Origin of the sequence: Pseudoxanthomonas sp. LjRoot127 (genome assembly GCF_964253495.1) — a bacterium.
In the GTDB taxonomy this organism is placed as follows: domain Bacteria; phylum Pseudomonadota; class Gammaproteobacteria; order Xanthomonadales; family Xanthomonadaceae; genus Pseudoxanthomonas_A.
This window is the reverse complement of sequence record NZ_CAXUQR020000001.1, coordinates 1001502-1014231: the sequence shown is the minus strand read 5'-3', so window position 1 is coordinate 1014231 and position 12730 is coordinate 1001502. Positions and strand designations below refer to the sequence as shown.

The window sequence follows — 12730 nt, the reverse complement described above, 5'->3', positions numbered from 1 at the left end:
CTTCGGCACTTTCTCCCCGCTCGCGGGGAGAAGGGAAAGAAAGCACTCCCCTCGCGGGAGAGGGTGCCCCGAAGGGGCGGGAGAGGGGAGGCGAGCGCAGCGAGTTGCTGTTGCTTCCCGCGAACAGCGTCCCCTCATCCGTCCTTCGGCCACCTTCTCCCACAAGGGGAGAAGGAAAAAGCAACAAGCGATTCACCGGCTTCACACGTTCCACCCCGCGCCATCGGGTATAGCATCGGCAGCGTCAACCAACCTCGCCCACAAGGAGGGCAACATGAGCAACGGTAATGGTGTCACCGCGACGCTTTCCGGCGCAGCCGAAAGCGTGAAGGAAACAGTGGCTGGGATCGGCGAAGCAGTCGCTTCCACCGCCAGCGAGACGGTCGCCAAGGCCAAGAAGGCCGCCAAGAAGGCGCGCAAGACGGTCACCGCCGACATCGCCAAGGCGAAGAAGGCCGTGGCCAAGCGCACCGACAAGGCCACCAAGGCGGTGAAGAAGACCGTCGCCAAGGCCAAGAAGAAGCTGGCCGCCGCCAGCAGCGCCGCCAAGGCCGAAGCGGCCAGCCTGCAGAAGAAGGTGACCGGCAAGAAGGCCGCGAAGAAGGCGACCAAGAAGTCGGCCGCCAAGAAGGCGACGAAGAAAGCCGCCACCAAGAAGACGGCCGCCAAGAAGGCCGTGAAGAAGGTCGCCCGCAAGGCCGCCGCCAAGAAGGCGCCGGTCAAGAAGGCCGCCAAGAAAGCAGTGAAGAAGGTCGCCCGCAGGGCGCCCGTGAAGAAGGCGGCGAAGAAAGCCGCTCCGAAGAAAGCGGCCAAGAAGGCCGTGCGCAAGGCAGCCCCGAAGAAAGCCGCAAAGAAAGCCACCAAGAAAGCGGCCCGTAAGTAAGACCTGATGCTTCACCCCTCCTCCCCCGGGTCCGGGGGAGGGTTGGGGCGGTCGCCGGCCCGGAAGGCCAGGCCCCGCCCATCGACGACAACTTTCAGAACACGAACAGGATTCCACCGTCATGGCCGTCAAGATCGACAAGAAAATCAAGGGCTACAGCGTGCTCACCCCGGAAGACAAGGCGCGCGAAGCCGCGGCCGCCATTCCGACGGCGTCGGTGCCGCGCGAGACGGTGGAAAAGGAAACCCCGCAGGACAACATCATCCAGATGCACGAGCGCATCGAGCGCCCGGAAGTCCTCATCGGCAGCACCTACAAGATCAAGTCGCCGCTGGTGGAGCACGCCATGTACGTGACCATCAACGACATCGTGCTCAACGCCGGCACGGAGCACGAGCTGCGCCGTCCGTTCGAGATCTTCGTCAACAGCAAGTCCATGGAGCACTTCCAGTGGATCGTCGCGCTGACGCGCATCATGTCGGCGGTGTTCCGCAAGGGCGGCGACGTGACGTTCCTGGTCGACGAGATGAAGGCCGTGTTCGATCCGCGCGGTGGTTACTTCAAGGCCGGTGGCGTGTACATGCCGTCGCTGGTGGCCGAGCTGGGCGCCATCGTCGAAGAGCACATGAAGTCGATCGGCCTGATCCACGACCCGGAAATGAGTGCGCACCAGCGCGCCATCCTGGCCGAGAAGCGCAAGCAGTACGAAGACCGCGCAAAAAAAAACTCTGACGTCGTAGAAACTGTGACCGTTGCACCGGCCGCGCCCGCGCAGGGCGCCGCCGAGGACATCGCCGTCACCGGCGATGGCGCCAGCTTCCCGCCCTCTGCCACCCTGTGCCACAAGTGCAACACCAAGGCCCTCGTCATCATGGACGGGTGCGCGACGTGCTTGAACTGTGGTTATTCGAAGTGTGGGTGACTTAGTTACTAAGGGGAACATCGATGCCGTGCTACATAGTCTCCTACGACCTGCTCAAGCAAGGTCTGAATCGCCCCGGGTTCAGTAGACATCTCCAAGCCGTACATTACGGCAATCATGGAGGTGTGTATGAGCGGCAAGCGGTATTCGGATGAGTTCAAGGCCGAGGCGGCCAAGCAGGTGATCGATCAGGGGCGTTCGGTGCGAGAGGTGTCGACCCGGCTGGGCGTCAGCATCGACTCGCTGTACGCGTGGGTCAGGGAGCAGCGCAAGGTGCCGGTCGCGCGGCATGCGGATGTTTCGTTGGCGGCGGAGAACCGTCGCCTGCAGGCCGAGCTCAAGCGGGTGACCGAGGAGCGCGACATCCTAAAAAAGGCCGCCGCGTACTTTGCCAAGGGGTAAGGGCGAAGTACGCGTTCATGCAGGCGCATCTGGACCAGTTCCGCGTGGTAAGCATGTGTCGTGTGCTGGGTGTGCAGCGCAGCGGGTTCTATGCGTGGCAGCGCCAGCCGCAGAGCGATCGCCATCGCGAGGATCAACGTCTTCTGGGCATGATCAAGCAGGCATGGCTGGAGAGCGGCACGGTCTACGGCTACCGCAAGGTCACCGACGACTTGCGCGACCTGGGCGAGGCTTGCGGCAAGCATCGCGTGGCACGGCTGATGAAGCAGCAAGGTCTGCAGGCGCAAGTGGGTTACGGGCGTCGTCCGCGGCCTCGTGGTGGCCGGGTCTCGACGGTCGCGCCAAACCACCTGGATCGGCAGTTCGACGTGGTCGCGCCCAACACGCACTGGGTCACCGACATCACCTACATCCGCACGCACGAGGGCTGGCTGTACCTGGCGGTGGTGCTGGATCTGTACTCACGCCAGGTCGTGGGTTGGGCGATGCAAGGCCAGATGCACGCCGATCTGGTGTTGCAGGCGCTGCTGGCAGCGGTGTGGCGTCGGAAACCGGTGCCCGGACTGATGCTGCACTCGGACCAGGGCAGTCAGTTCACTGGTGCCGAGTGGCAGGCGTTCCTGAAGGCCCACGGAATCGTCTGCAGCATGAGCCGGCGCGGCAACTGCCACGACAACGCCGTAGCCGAGAGCTTCTTCCAGCTGCTCAAGCGAGAGCGGATCAGGCGAAAGATATACCTGACCCGGGATGCGGCGCGTAGTGACGTGTTCGACTACATCGAGATGTTCTACAACCCCAAACGCCGGCACGGCTCCAATGGAGGCATCTCTCCGGTAGAGTTCGAACGGCAGGCGGGACTATCAGGCTTGTAGTTGTCTATGAAACCCGGGGCGATTCAAAGTAAGAGATCACGGCATGAAAAAAGGTTTGTGCATCATTCTATGGTTGGCCTGCGCCATGGCGGCAATTGAGCCGGCCATCGCGGCAAAACGCATACCGCTGACCGATGCGCGCTACTCGGGCGTCGTCAGTGGCGGGTCGTCTTCCTCCGTCGCCGTTGAAGCCGTCACGTTTACGCCTGACGAGCAGACCTGGTCGGATATGGCGATGGTGGGCGGTGTGTACATCCCCGTCTTCGGGAAGACCAAGACGGAGTTCTTCTTCAATCCCCCGGATCAGCAAGCCCTGGCCGAGATCCTTGCAGCGGAACTGGAGCGAGTTGGTATTTTCGCTGCGCCGAATGCCTCCGATCAGGCGGTAATGCCGATCAGACTTGTCTTCAAAAAGGGCACGTACCGGCATGCCGACAATACCTACACCTTGGACGTCACGATGGCGTGGACAGACGCGCAAGGCGCGCCTATCGAGAAGGACTACACCCTCAACTCCCATGCGCGTCTGACCCGCTGGCAGAAGCTCAACACCAGCGTGTGGCAAGGCAAGATGTATCTTGTGCAGGAAGCGCTGGACGTCATGATTCCCGACATCCAGCAGTCGTTGAGTGGCGAAGCGCCCGAGTAGGAGATGGGTGAAGCGGCCAGCGCGCCGACGAGCCAGAATTAACGCAACTCGGGAACGAGTGCGTCCGCATGGCGGGCCTCGGCCCGCCACCCCACGCCGAACGGCGGGCCCAGGCCCGCCATCGCATGCCATCCGTCACCGTCGAACGGCGGGTCGAGGCCCGTCCTATGCGCCCATGCAGCAGCGTTAGGCTCAACGCTGGCGCGTCTCCCCACTCGGGCCCTCGGCGGAGCCGAAAATCTTCCTGCAATTTTCCTCGTTGGCGGGGAATTCGCACCATTTCCGGCAATACTCGAGATTGCCCTTGTAGTCGTCCCAAGCCGCCTTGCAATAGTTGTAGTAGCGCTCTTCGTCGACGGTCGCGGCCGTCTGGGCGGTGTCCCGCGTGATGAACGTAGCGAGCGCAAGGACAGCCGCTCCGGCCAGCGCGACCAACGACAGCCATGCCTTGAATCGTGCCATCCATCCACGATCACGCTGCTTAACCAGATGATCGTAGGATTCGAATTCCTGGACGCCGGCCGCATTCGTGCGGTCGAATGCCTCGCGATCCATGGTCTTGGCGGTCCTGCTTGCGCCCACCATCAGATACACCGCGAATACCACTAGCGCGACAGCGCCGAGATAACCGAGCATTTCCCCCTCCCGCTACCCGTTGATGGAAGCCGCAGCCCCACACGCATACGTGGATTCTGCGCCTTGAACGGAAGATTCCACATCCCAATAGGTGGTGCAAGCGATCCGCCGCAGGCGAACCGCCTTTCGCCCAACAACGTAGCAACGTAGGGCAGGCTCAAGCCCGCCATCGCACGCGATCGATGACTGTCGTACGGCGGGCCGAGGCCCGCCCTACGGGGTGCTGCGCAACGCGGCCAACTGAGCTTCCAGCTCGGCGATGCGCGCGTCGCGTTCGGCGAGGGCGCGCTGCACGTCCTCCGCCTCGAAGCGCATGGGGATGTACTTCGGGCAGTTCCAGTCGAAGGCTTCGACGTGAATCGTCATGGTGCGTTCGGTGCGTGCTTCGCCTGGCGACTCTTCCACGCTCAGTCTTCCCAGCAGCTTCAATCGCTGCCCGTGCGTATAGTCCATCAGGATCAACGCCACGCGGTCGTCGTTGGCCACGTTGCCCACGCTGATGAACTGGCGGTTGCCGGGCAGGTCGGTGAAGATCAGCGTCTTCGCATCGACCACGCGCAGGAAACCCGGCGCGCCTCCCCGGTGCTGCACGTACGGCCAGCCGGTTTCCGACACCGTCGCCATGTAGAAACTGCGCTGCGCATGGATGAAGGCGGCTTCGTCTGCGCCGAGTTCAGCATTGCGCACCTCGTCGCCGGACTCGAAAGCGCGTGCGTACTGCGCGCGGCTGCCGTCGCGCGCCTGCGCGTCGCGGACCGCGGGGGTGAAGGCGATGTTCGCGAAGGCGTGTCTCATCTCGTTCTCCAAAGACGGACTGCGTTGGCGTAGCCCGGGTAAGCGCAGCGCACCCGGTGCGCTCTACACGTGACGGTTCTGATATCCGGTGCGGCCTTCGACCTTGCCCTGGCCACGCAGGCTCACGGCACCGGCAGCACCTGCGCTGGCCCACCCGTGACGCGCGCGCCTGCGGTCTTCGCCGTCTCGCCGAGGTACGCCAGGGCGAACTGCGCGAACTTGACGCTGTGCTGCGCCGATTCGCCCATCGTCGCCAGCGTGTCCTGCGGGGTGTGGATGTAGGGGAAGCTGCCGCCCGGACCCCCGGCTTCGAACATCATCGCCGCCGGATAGCCCGGGTTGGTCCACGATGCGTGGTCCGAACAGGCATAACCGCACGCGGTGCTGCTGCGGGTCAGGCCCATCGGCGCCAGGTAGGCGTCGAACAGCGTGATGAAGAAATTCTTCAGGTCCGCATTGGAGTAGTCGCTGATCAGCTTCATGTCGGTGACGGCGCCGGACTTGTAGTTGGTCATGTCCACCTGCAGCACGCTGACGACGTTGACGCCGCCGGCACGGAACGACTGTGCGATGGCATTGGAACCGCGCAGGCCGACTTCTTCCGCCGCATAGCCCATGAACTTCACCGTGCGCCGCGGCTTCCAGCCGTCCGCCAGCGCGATGCGCAAGGTCTCGGTGAGCGTGGCGATGCCGGACGCATCGTCGTCGGCGCCCGGCGCCAGTTGGTTGGGGTCGGTGTAGGTGTTGGCGTTGATCGAGTCCAGGTGCGCACCGAGCACCACCACTTCATTGGGCAGTTCAGCACCGCGGATCGTGAGGATGACCGAGGGCTGGGTGCTGCAGTTCGCGCAGGCGGTGAACAGCTCGGTGGTCACGTCGTCGCGGCCAGCGGCGATCGACTGCCAGTGGCTGCGGATCCATTCGGCCGACGTCTTGCCATGCGTGCTGGCGTAGTAGCGGTTGCGGTAGCTGGAGAGGTGGTTGATCGTGTCGTACAGGCGACGTTCCTGCACCTGCGGCAGCCAGCGGTCGACCGTGGCCTGGTTGTCGAGCGTGTAGCGGGCGAGCATCGCCTTCGTCATCGCCTGCTTCGCGCGATCCGCGCCGACGAACGCCTCGGCCTCGGCGCGCGTGGCAAAGGCGAAGTACCCGCCACAGCGGCGCTCACGCGTGTGCACGTAGTGACTGATCTCGCCCAGGCGATCAGCCCGCGTTTCGGCGACCACCAGCGTCTTGCCGGTGCTGTCGCCGCGCGCGACCGCTGCGCGGACCAGGCCACGGATGCCTTGGTGCGTCTCGCGCGAGGTCACGATGTAGACCGGGGCGTAGGGATCGGCCTGCGACAGGGCGGCCGATGCGGCCAGGCCGGTGGTGCCGGCGCGCCGCGAGGTGGCGGTATCGACATCGCGGCCATGAGGCGCAGTGCCGCGCTGGCCGGGGGCGGCCGCCTGCGTGCGTGGGGCGAAAGCCGACGCGTCCCGTTGCGTGTCAGCGCGTACCAGCATTGCGCCGATCATCAGCAGGACGAAGATCGCGTTCGTGCCCGGCAAGCGTGGTCTCATCGTGGCGTCCCCGGATGGCAGCCTGCAGGTGGCCGAAGCCAAGCTACCACTTCCATCCGGTATCCTCGCGTGCCGCGGTGGCACGCAGCCGGCTTCACATCGTGGCCGGTAGGCTGGTGTTCTTCCCCGCGAGGCCACGCCATGGAACCCACCATCCATCCTTTCTCCGAGCTCTTCGCCCAGCTCGGCCTGCCCAACGACACCGCCAGCATCCAGCGGTTCATCGCCACGCATTCGCCGCTGCCCAACGGTATGCGCCTGGAGGAGGCGCCGTTCTGGTCGCCGGCGCAGTCGCAACTGCTGCGCGAGGAGCGGCTGGACGATGCCGACTGGGCGATGGTGGTGGATCGCCTGAACGTGGCGCTGCACGACGACGGCACGTCGCCCGCCGCATGATGCCGGCGGGCAGAACGGCGGTGACCGCTCAGTCCGGCTGACCGGCCCGCTTGCGCGCGTCGGCGGGCAGGGCATGCAGTACCGGTTCGCCGACTATCTCGCGCACGTGCGCCTGGCATGTCGCGCTGCTCAGGAAGCGCGCGTACGGCATGGCGTTTCCGCCGTAGGACGCGCGCGTCCCGGTGTCACGGGAGAAACGCAGGCGTGTGGCAGCTCGTTCGACTACGTGGTGTTCCTCGCCGCGCGTCGCCCGGTACATGGGCGCCGGTTGCGCCGCGCCGGGCGAGGGTCCGTCCGGCTCGCCGTCATCCCGCGCTCCACCCGTTCGCCCTGGCCAGCGCGATGGCGGCGTTCTCGGCGGCCTCGCGGGTGGCATGTCGGCTGCGCGTGACCACGTCGGCGCGGGCGCGCCCCTCGGCGATGCGGAACATGGCGCGGCCCTGCCAGTAGGACGCGCCCAGCGCGTCGGTGCGTTGCAGGGTCTGTACGGTCAGCTGGCGCCCGTCCTCGGTGATGGTCTTCACGCTCATGACGGGACTTTACCCCCGCCGGGTCGCTGGCCGCACGTCTTGCACCTGGTCTGCCAGAGCGCCAACGCGCAGCGGCATGACGGTAAAGTGCGAGCTGACGGTGGTGACACAGGACGAGTGATATCGCCGTTACCGTTCGGTGTGCCCGCCGTACCGTCCGTCGCTCCGCGTGCAGGGAAGGGGTGGGGCAGCGCCCCATCGATGTGACACCATGGCCTGAAACGCGTATTACGTCACAGATCGGAGTAGGCATGGGGTGCGGCTCAGGGGGAGGGAACGAGGGACGCGTCCCGTTGGCAGCGACGGTGGCAGGCAGCACGGCGTCATCGCGGCTGGACGCGGACAGGGCACGCGGTCGGGGCTGTGCGGGCCGCCGGGTCGCCGCACTGCTGGTACTGGCGATGGCGGTCGTGCCGATGGCGCAGGCGCAGGTGTTCCGTGCGTTCGAGCAGCGCTACACCACCACGCTCAATGGTGACCTGGTGTTCCTGGCCAACAGCAGCATGACGTGCAACAGCACGAGCGGCAGCTGCACCGGCGCCACCAACGATGCGCAGACGATGGTGGCGACCAAGCTGGCGGCCGATGCGGCCGACAGCACCATCTCCAATTCCAGCAGCGCGAACCTGGCGGCCACCGACCTGCCGGCCGGCGCGCAGGTGGTCCGCGCCATGCTGTACTGGGGTGGTCTGGTCGCCAGCAATGCGGGCAGCCAGCCCACTCCCTCGCCGGCCGCGACCCCGATCCGCTTCGGCCGCCCTGGGCTGGGCTACCAGACCCTCGTCCCGGCCAGCTGCGACGTATCGCCGCGCTCCACCATCTGGGGTACCGCACAGTCGCACCATGTGTACGGATGCCGCGCGGATGTCACCGCGGCCGTGCAGGCCAGCGGTACCGGCACCTACCGCGTGGCCAACCTGCCGTTGCAGGCCGGCCTGGTGAACCGCTTCGGCGGGTGGACGCTGGTGCTGGTGGTGCAGAACCCGTCGCGCCCGCTGCGCAACTTCACCATCAACGATGGCCTGGCGGCCATCGCGACCACCGGCTCGAATCCGGTCAACCAGGTGTCGCTGACCGTGTCGGGGTTCCGCACGCCGTTGAGCGGCACCGTGTCCGCGCAGCTGGGCTGGATGGCCATGGACGGCGACCGCGGTGCGGCGGATGGCTTCACCTTCCAGGGGCAGGGATCGTCCACCGTCAACGTGTCCGACGCCTGCAACCCGGCGGGCGACGTGTTCAATTCCAGCATCTGCCGGCTGGGCACCACGGTGACGCAGCGCAGTGTCGCCAACAACAACCTGGCCAACACGCTGGGTTTCGACGCCGACATCGTGCAACTGGCGAACACCGGCAACACGGCGTTGGCCAACGGCGCCACCTCGGCCACGCTGACGGCGCGCACCAGCAGCGAGGGCTATGCGATCTCGCTGCTGACCACGGCGATCGACGTGTTCCAGCCGGCGGTCGATGCGGCCACGGCGAAAAGCCAGGCGAACCTGACCAACCCCGGATTGCCGGCCGGGCAGGCGCGCGCGGGCGACCGCATCCGCTACACGATCACCCTGCAGAACACCGGGCAGGACAACGCCGTGGACGTGTCGATCCGCGATGCCATCCCGGCGAACACCGAGTACGAGGCCGGCAGCCTGCAGGTGACGGCGGGCGCCGACGCCGGTGCGCGCACGGACAGCAGCGGCGACGATGCGGCGGAAGTGGCGTCGGGCACGGGCGTGTTCCGCGTCGGCACGGGCGCCAGCGCGAGCCAGGGCGGCGTGCTGCGCTGCCTCACCTGCGTAGGCACCCAGCCGACCTCGACCACGGTGACGTTCGTCGTGCGCGTGCGCGCCGATGCGCCCGACGGTACCGTGGTGCGCAACGCGGCGCAGGTGCGCTACACCGGCGCGTCCAGCGGTGAGGTCTTCAACGACACCACCAACACCACCGAACTGCGCGTGCAGGCGCCGCCGCGGCTGACGCTGGTGAAGACGATCGCAGGGCGCGCGGTGGCGACCGACCAGTTCACCGTCGCGATCGACAACGGCGGGCCCAGCGCGACCACCAGCGGTACGGCCGCGACGGTATCGACGACGACGTTCGTGGCGACGGCGGGCACTACCTACACGCTGTCGGAAAGCGCCGCCGGTTCGCCCGTCGCCGATCTGGCGCTGTACGACACCCGCTACAGCTGCGTGAACAGCATCGCCGGCACCACCGATGTTCCGCCGGGTCAGGGACGCAGCTTCCAGGTGACGCCGGTAGCGGGCGACGAACTGACCTGCACCTTCGTCAACACGCCGCGCGCCGTCGACGTTGCGGTCACCAAGACCAGCGCGGTCACCGAGGTGGTGCAGGGCAGCGTCATCGACTACACGGTGACCGTGGCGCACCTGAGCGGCAGCATCGCGGCCGATGGCGCCGTGGTGCACGACACGCCGGGTGCGGGACTGAGCGCCTGCCTGGTCACCGGATGCACGCCGAGTGGCGGTGGAACCTGCCCGGCGACGCCGGGGGACTTGCTGGGCGCGGCAGGCGCGGCGATTCCGTTGTTGCCGCCGGGCGGACGGGTGGCGTTCGCGGTGCGCTGCACGGCGGACTGAGCACGCGCACGACGGCGTCCGCGCCGACGCGTCGTCGGGCGGTCCCTGCCTGCGCGTTCGCGGCACCTGGCGTCCGCCTATCCGTGCATGTGTCCCGCGGGTGGCGCGGGTCGCGGGTTGGTGCTACACAGGCAGCGGGGCCCGCGACGCGGTCGCGGTGCCGCCGCCCGTCGCGTGTCGACGGTCCCCGTGTCGCGGGGGCTGGCGCGGCGGCCACCACGAGGGAACGGCATGACGATCAGTGGACGCGGCTGGGTGCTGGCGGGATGGGCGTGCATGGCGCCGGTGACGGCGCTGGCGCAGCAGGCGCACGATGCGGATGCCTGGACGTTCCGGTTGACGCCGTACGTGTGTGGTCCTGACCCTGCAATGCCGCGTCACTGCGAGTGGCGTGCCGTAACGGAGCGAACACACGGGCGCGGGTAGGGTGCCGACTCTCTCCCCATCGAGCCGTATCCATGACCCAGTCCACCCGCGAGGACGTCATCCTGCAACTCGACCGCGTCGACACGGCGCTGGAAGCCCCGGAAGCCGACAAGGCGTCCATCCTGCGCGATGCACTGGACTGGCTTGCGTCGCATCCGCCCGCCAAGGCGGCGGATGCGCTGTATTACCGCGAACGCCTGCAGGTGATCCGCGAGCGCCACGGCGTGGCATGACGCGTCGTGGCGTCGTCGGCACGGTACGCGTGGCATGATGCCGCGGGATCCATCGGACTTCGTGGAGAATGCATGCACGCGCGATTGACCGGCAGCCTGGTCACGATCCTGTCCCTCGCCGGGTTGGCGCCATTGCCGGCGATTGCCGAATCCCCCTCGCAGGTCCGTATCGTCCACGAAGCCGGCCGCTATCGCCTGCTCGTCGACGGACAGCCCTACGTGGTGAAGGGCGCCGGCATGGCGGACGGCGGCCAGGAAACGCTGGCCGCGCGCGGCGGCAACTCCTTCCGCACCTGGAGCACCGGGACCGACGAGGCGAACGTGCGCGCCATGCTCGACCGCGCGCAGCGCAACGGGTTGAAGGTGGCGATGGGGATCGAGGTCGGCAACGAACGCCATGGCTTCGATTACGACGATGTCGCCGCCGTCGCGAAGCAGCGCGAACGCATCCGCCGCGAAGTGCGCCTGTACAAGGATCATCCCGCCCTGCTGATGTGGGTGGCCGGCAACGAGCTGAACCTGCATTACAGGAATCCGAACGTATGGAACGCGATCGGCGACATCGCCGACGCGATCCATGCCGAAGACCCTCACCATCCCGTCATGACCACGCTGGCCGGCTTCGACAGGGCACTGATCGACCTGCTCAAGGCGCGCGCGCCGTCGCTCGACCTGATCGGCATCCAGTTGTACGGTGACATCGGCGCGCTGCCGCAGAAGCTCGTGGACAGTGGGTGGACCGGTCCTTACGTCGTCACCGAGTGGGGTCCGACCGGTCACTGGGAGAGTCCGCTGACGGCGTGGAAGGCGCCCATCGAAGACGATGCTTCACGCAAGGCGGCACTGTTGCGGCAACGCTACGAGGAAGTGATCGCCGCCGACATGAAACAGGGGCTGGGCTCCTACGTGTTCCTGTGGGGCGACAAGCAGGAGCGCACGCCGACGTGGTACGGGTTGTTCCTGCCGACCGGCGAAAGCACCCCGTCCGTGGATGCGATGGAGTTCGTGTGGACGGGTCGTTGGCCGGCCAACCGTGCGCCTTCGATCCAGCCCCTGACGCTGGCCGGGCGAACCGCTCTGGAGAGCGTGGTGCTGAAGACGGGTCAAGCCACGGTCGCGCGCGTCGATGCGCACGATCCGGACGGCGACGCGCTGCGCTTCCGGTGGACGATGCTGCCGGAGAGCACGGCCACCAGCATCGGCGGTGACCGCGAAGACGTGCCGCCGTCGCTGGACGTGGCGATGGAGAACGACGGCGAGGGCGGCGTGCGCTTCGTTGCGCCGGCGACCCCCGGTGCGTATCGCCTGTTCGTGGAGGCGCACGACGGCAAGGGTCATGCCGCCTACGCCAACGTGCCGTTCCGAGTCGATCCGTACTGATCGCGGCCGCGAGCCGTCGGTCGGATCAGGCCTGGTACTGCTTTTCCTCGATGAAGCGCGAACCGGCCTGCCGGTTGATCGCATTCTTCACCCCGATGCGCTCGCCGTTGTGCCTGGCCACCGAACGCGCGAGTTCGACGAATCCGGCATCGAAGGACTTCGCGGCCTCTTTGGCGCGCAGCGCATCCTGCACGTCCCACATGCGCTCGTTGATCCGGCGCAATTCGTCCTTCAGCGACTCGAGCTCCGGTTGTGTCGCGACCAGTCCCTGCCACAGCGCCAGCAGGCCGTCGCGCTCGACCTCGACATGGGTGCGCTTGGCCGCATCGTCGATGCGCTCGGCCTTGATCTCGAGGATGGAGAGCTTGTCGGCCAGCTCGCCGACGGCGACGGGGATCAGGATTGTGTTCATGGCGGCATTCTACGCCCCGCCGATCGCCTCCCGCG

At 66.7% G+C, this 12730-nt stretch carries 14 protein-coding genes; 8 read left to right on the top strand and 6 right to left on the bottom strand.

Annotation, left to right across the window (positions count from 1 at the left end; translation table 11 throughout):
* Window positions 1-274 precede the first annotated feature (274 nt).
* The 4 genes from ACSQ19_RS04905 to ACSQ19_RS04890 all read left to right on the top strand — a co-directional run bounded on the left by ACSQ19_RS04905 (window position 275) and on the right by ACSQ19_RS04890 (window position 3728).
* Entirely contained in the window at window positions 275-883 is a 609-nt protein-coding gene (locus ACSQ19_RS04905; protein WP_299347060.1) for a hypothetical protein, read from the top strand.
* 121 nt (window positions 884-1004) lie between these two features.
* Complete coding sequence (locus tag ACSQ19_RS04900; RefSeq protein WP_299347058.1) at window positions 1005-1805, top strand: TSCPD domain-containing protein; 801 nt, start codon at window positions 1005-1007, stop codon at window positions 1803-1805.
* Between the two features lie 129 nt (window positions 1806-1934).
* Window positions 1935-3079, top strand: a protein-coding gene (locus ACSQ19_RS04895; RefSeq protein WP_436000411.1) for an IS3 family transposase whose coding sequence is annotated in 2 segments (ribosomal slippage) — window positions 1935-2181 and window positions 2181-3079 — 1146 coding nt in all. Because the reading frame shifts where the segments join, the coding sequence is not laid out codon by codon here.
* A gap of 43 nt (window positions 3080-3122) precedes the next feature.
* On the top strand, window positions 3123-3728 hold the full coding sequence (locus ACSQ19_RS04890; RefSeq protein WP_299346883.1) for a hypothetical protein: 606 nt from the start codon (window positions 3123-3125) through the stop codon (window positions 3726-3728).
* Window positions 3729-3920: 192 nt separating this feature from the next.
* On the opposite strand, the gene ACSQ19_RS04885 is transcribed toward ACSQ19_RS04890, so the two are convergent.
* From ACSQ19_RS04885 to ACSQ19_RS04875, 3 genes are all read right to left on the bottom strand, one after another.
* Window positions 3921-4364: a hypothetical protein gene (locus tag ACSQ19_RS04885; protein WP_299346881.1), complete on the bottom strand. Its 444-nt coding sequence runs from the start codon at window positions 4362-4364 to the stop codon at window positions 3921-3923.
* Between the two features lie 213 nt (window positions 4365-4577).
* Window positions 4578-5159 (bottom strand): pyridoxamine 5'-phosphate oxidase family protein, encoded by a 582-nt coding sequence (locus ACSQ19_RS04880; RefSeq protein WP_299346880.1) that lies wholly within the window; start codon window positions 5157-5159, stop codon window positions 4578-4580.
* Between the two features lie 122 nt (window positions 5160-5281).
* The gene (locus tag ACSQ19_RS04875; RefSeq protein ID WP_436000408.1) at window positions 5282-6709 is read right to left on the bottom strand and encodes a M20/M25/M40 family metallo-hydrolase; all 1428 of its coding nucleotides are present in this window, start codon (window positions 6707-6709) and stop codon (window positions 5282-5284) included.
* A 153-nt stretch (window positions 6710-6862) separates the two neighbouring features.
* On the opposite strand from ACSQ19_RS04875, the gene ACSQ19_RS04870 reads away from it, so the two are divergent.
* Window positions 6863-7117, top strand: a complete 255-nt coding sequence (locus ACSQ19_RS04870; protein WP_299346876.1) for a DUF2789 domain-containing protein — start codon at window positions 6863-6865, stop codon at window positions 7115-7117.
* A gap of 28 nt (window positions 7118-7145) precedes the next feature.
* Here ACSQ19_RS04870 and ACSQ19_RS04865 read toward each other — a convergent pair whose 3' ends face one another.
* Both ACSQ19_RS04865 and ACSQ19_RS04860 read right to left on the bottom strand, forming a co-directional pair.
* Entirely contained in the window at window positions 7146-7268 is a 123-nt protein-coding gene (locus ACSQ19_RS04865) for a hypothetical protein (RefSeq protein ID WP_299346874.1), read from the bottom strand.
* A 154-nt stretch (window positions 7269-7422) separates the two neighbouring features.
* A complete protein-coding gene (locus ACSQ19_RS04860; RefSeq protein ID WP_296282830.1) occupies window positions 7423-7647 on the bottom strand; it encodes a hypothetical protein in 225 nt (74 codons plus the stop codon).
* A gap of 305 nt (window positions 7648-7952) precedes the next feature.
* Between ACSQ19_RS04860 and ACSQ19_RS04855 the strand changes: the two genes are divergently transcribed.
* The 3 genes from ACSQ19_RS04855 (at window position 7953) to ACSQ19_RS04845 (ending at window position 12283) form a co-directional block, all read left to right on the top strand.
* Window positions 7953-10244 (top strand): DUF11 domain-containing protein, encoded by a 2292-nt coding sequence (locus ACSQ19_RS04855; protein WP_299346872.1) that lies wholly within the window; start codon window positions 7953-7955, stop codon window positions 10242-10244.
* Window positions 10245-10702: 458 nt separating this feature from the next.
* Complete coding sequence (locus ACSQ19_RS04850) at window positions 10703-10903, top strand: hypothetical protein (protein ID WP_299346870.1); 201 nt, start codon at window positions 10703-10705, stop codon at window positions 10901-10903.
* 72 nt (window positions 10904-10975) lie between these two features.
* On the top strand, window positions 10976-12283 hold the full coding sequence (locus tag ACSQ19_RS04845; RefSeq protein WP_343229824.1) for a hypothetical protein: 1308 nt from the start codon (window positions 10976-10978) through the stop codon (window positions 12281-12283).
* A 25-nt stretch (window positions 12284-12308) separates the two neighbouring features.
* Here ACSQ19_RS04845 and ACSQ19_RS04840 read toward each other — a convergent pair whose 3' ends face one another.
* Window positions 12309-12695, bottom strand: coding sequence for a DUF6165 family protein (locus ACSQ19_RS04840; protein WP_299346868.1), 387 nt, complete (start codon window positions 12693-12695; stop codon window positions 12309-12311).
* Window positions 12696-12730: the final 35 nt, after the last annotated feature.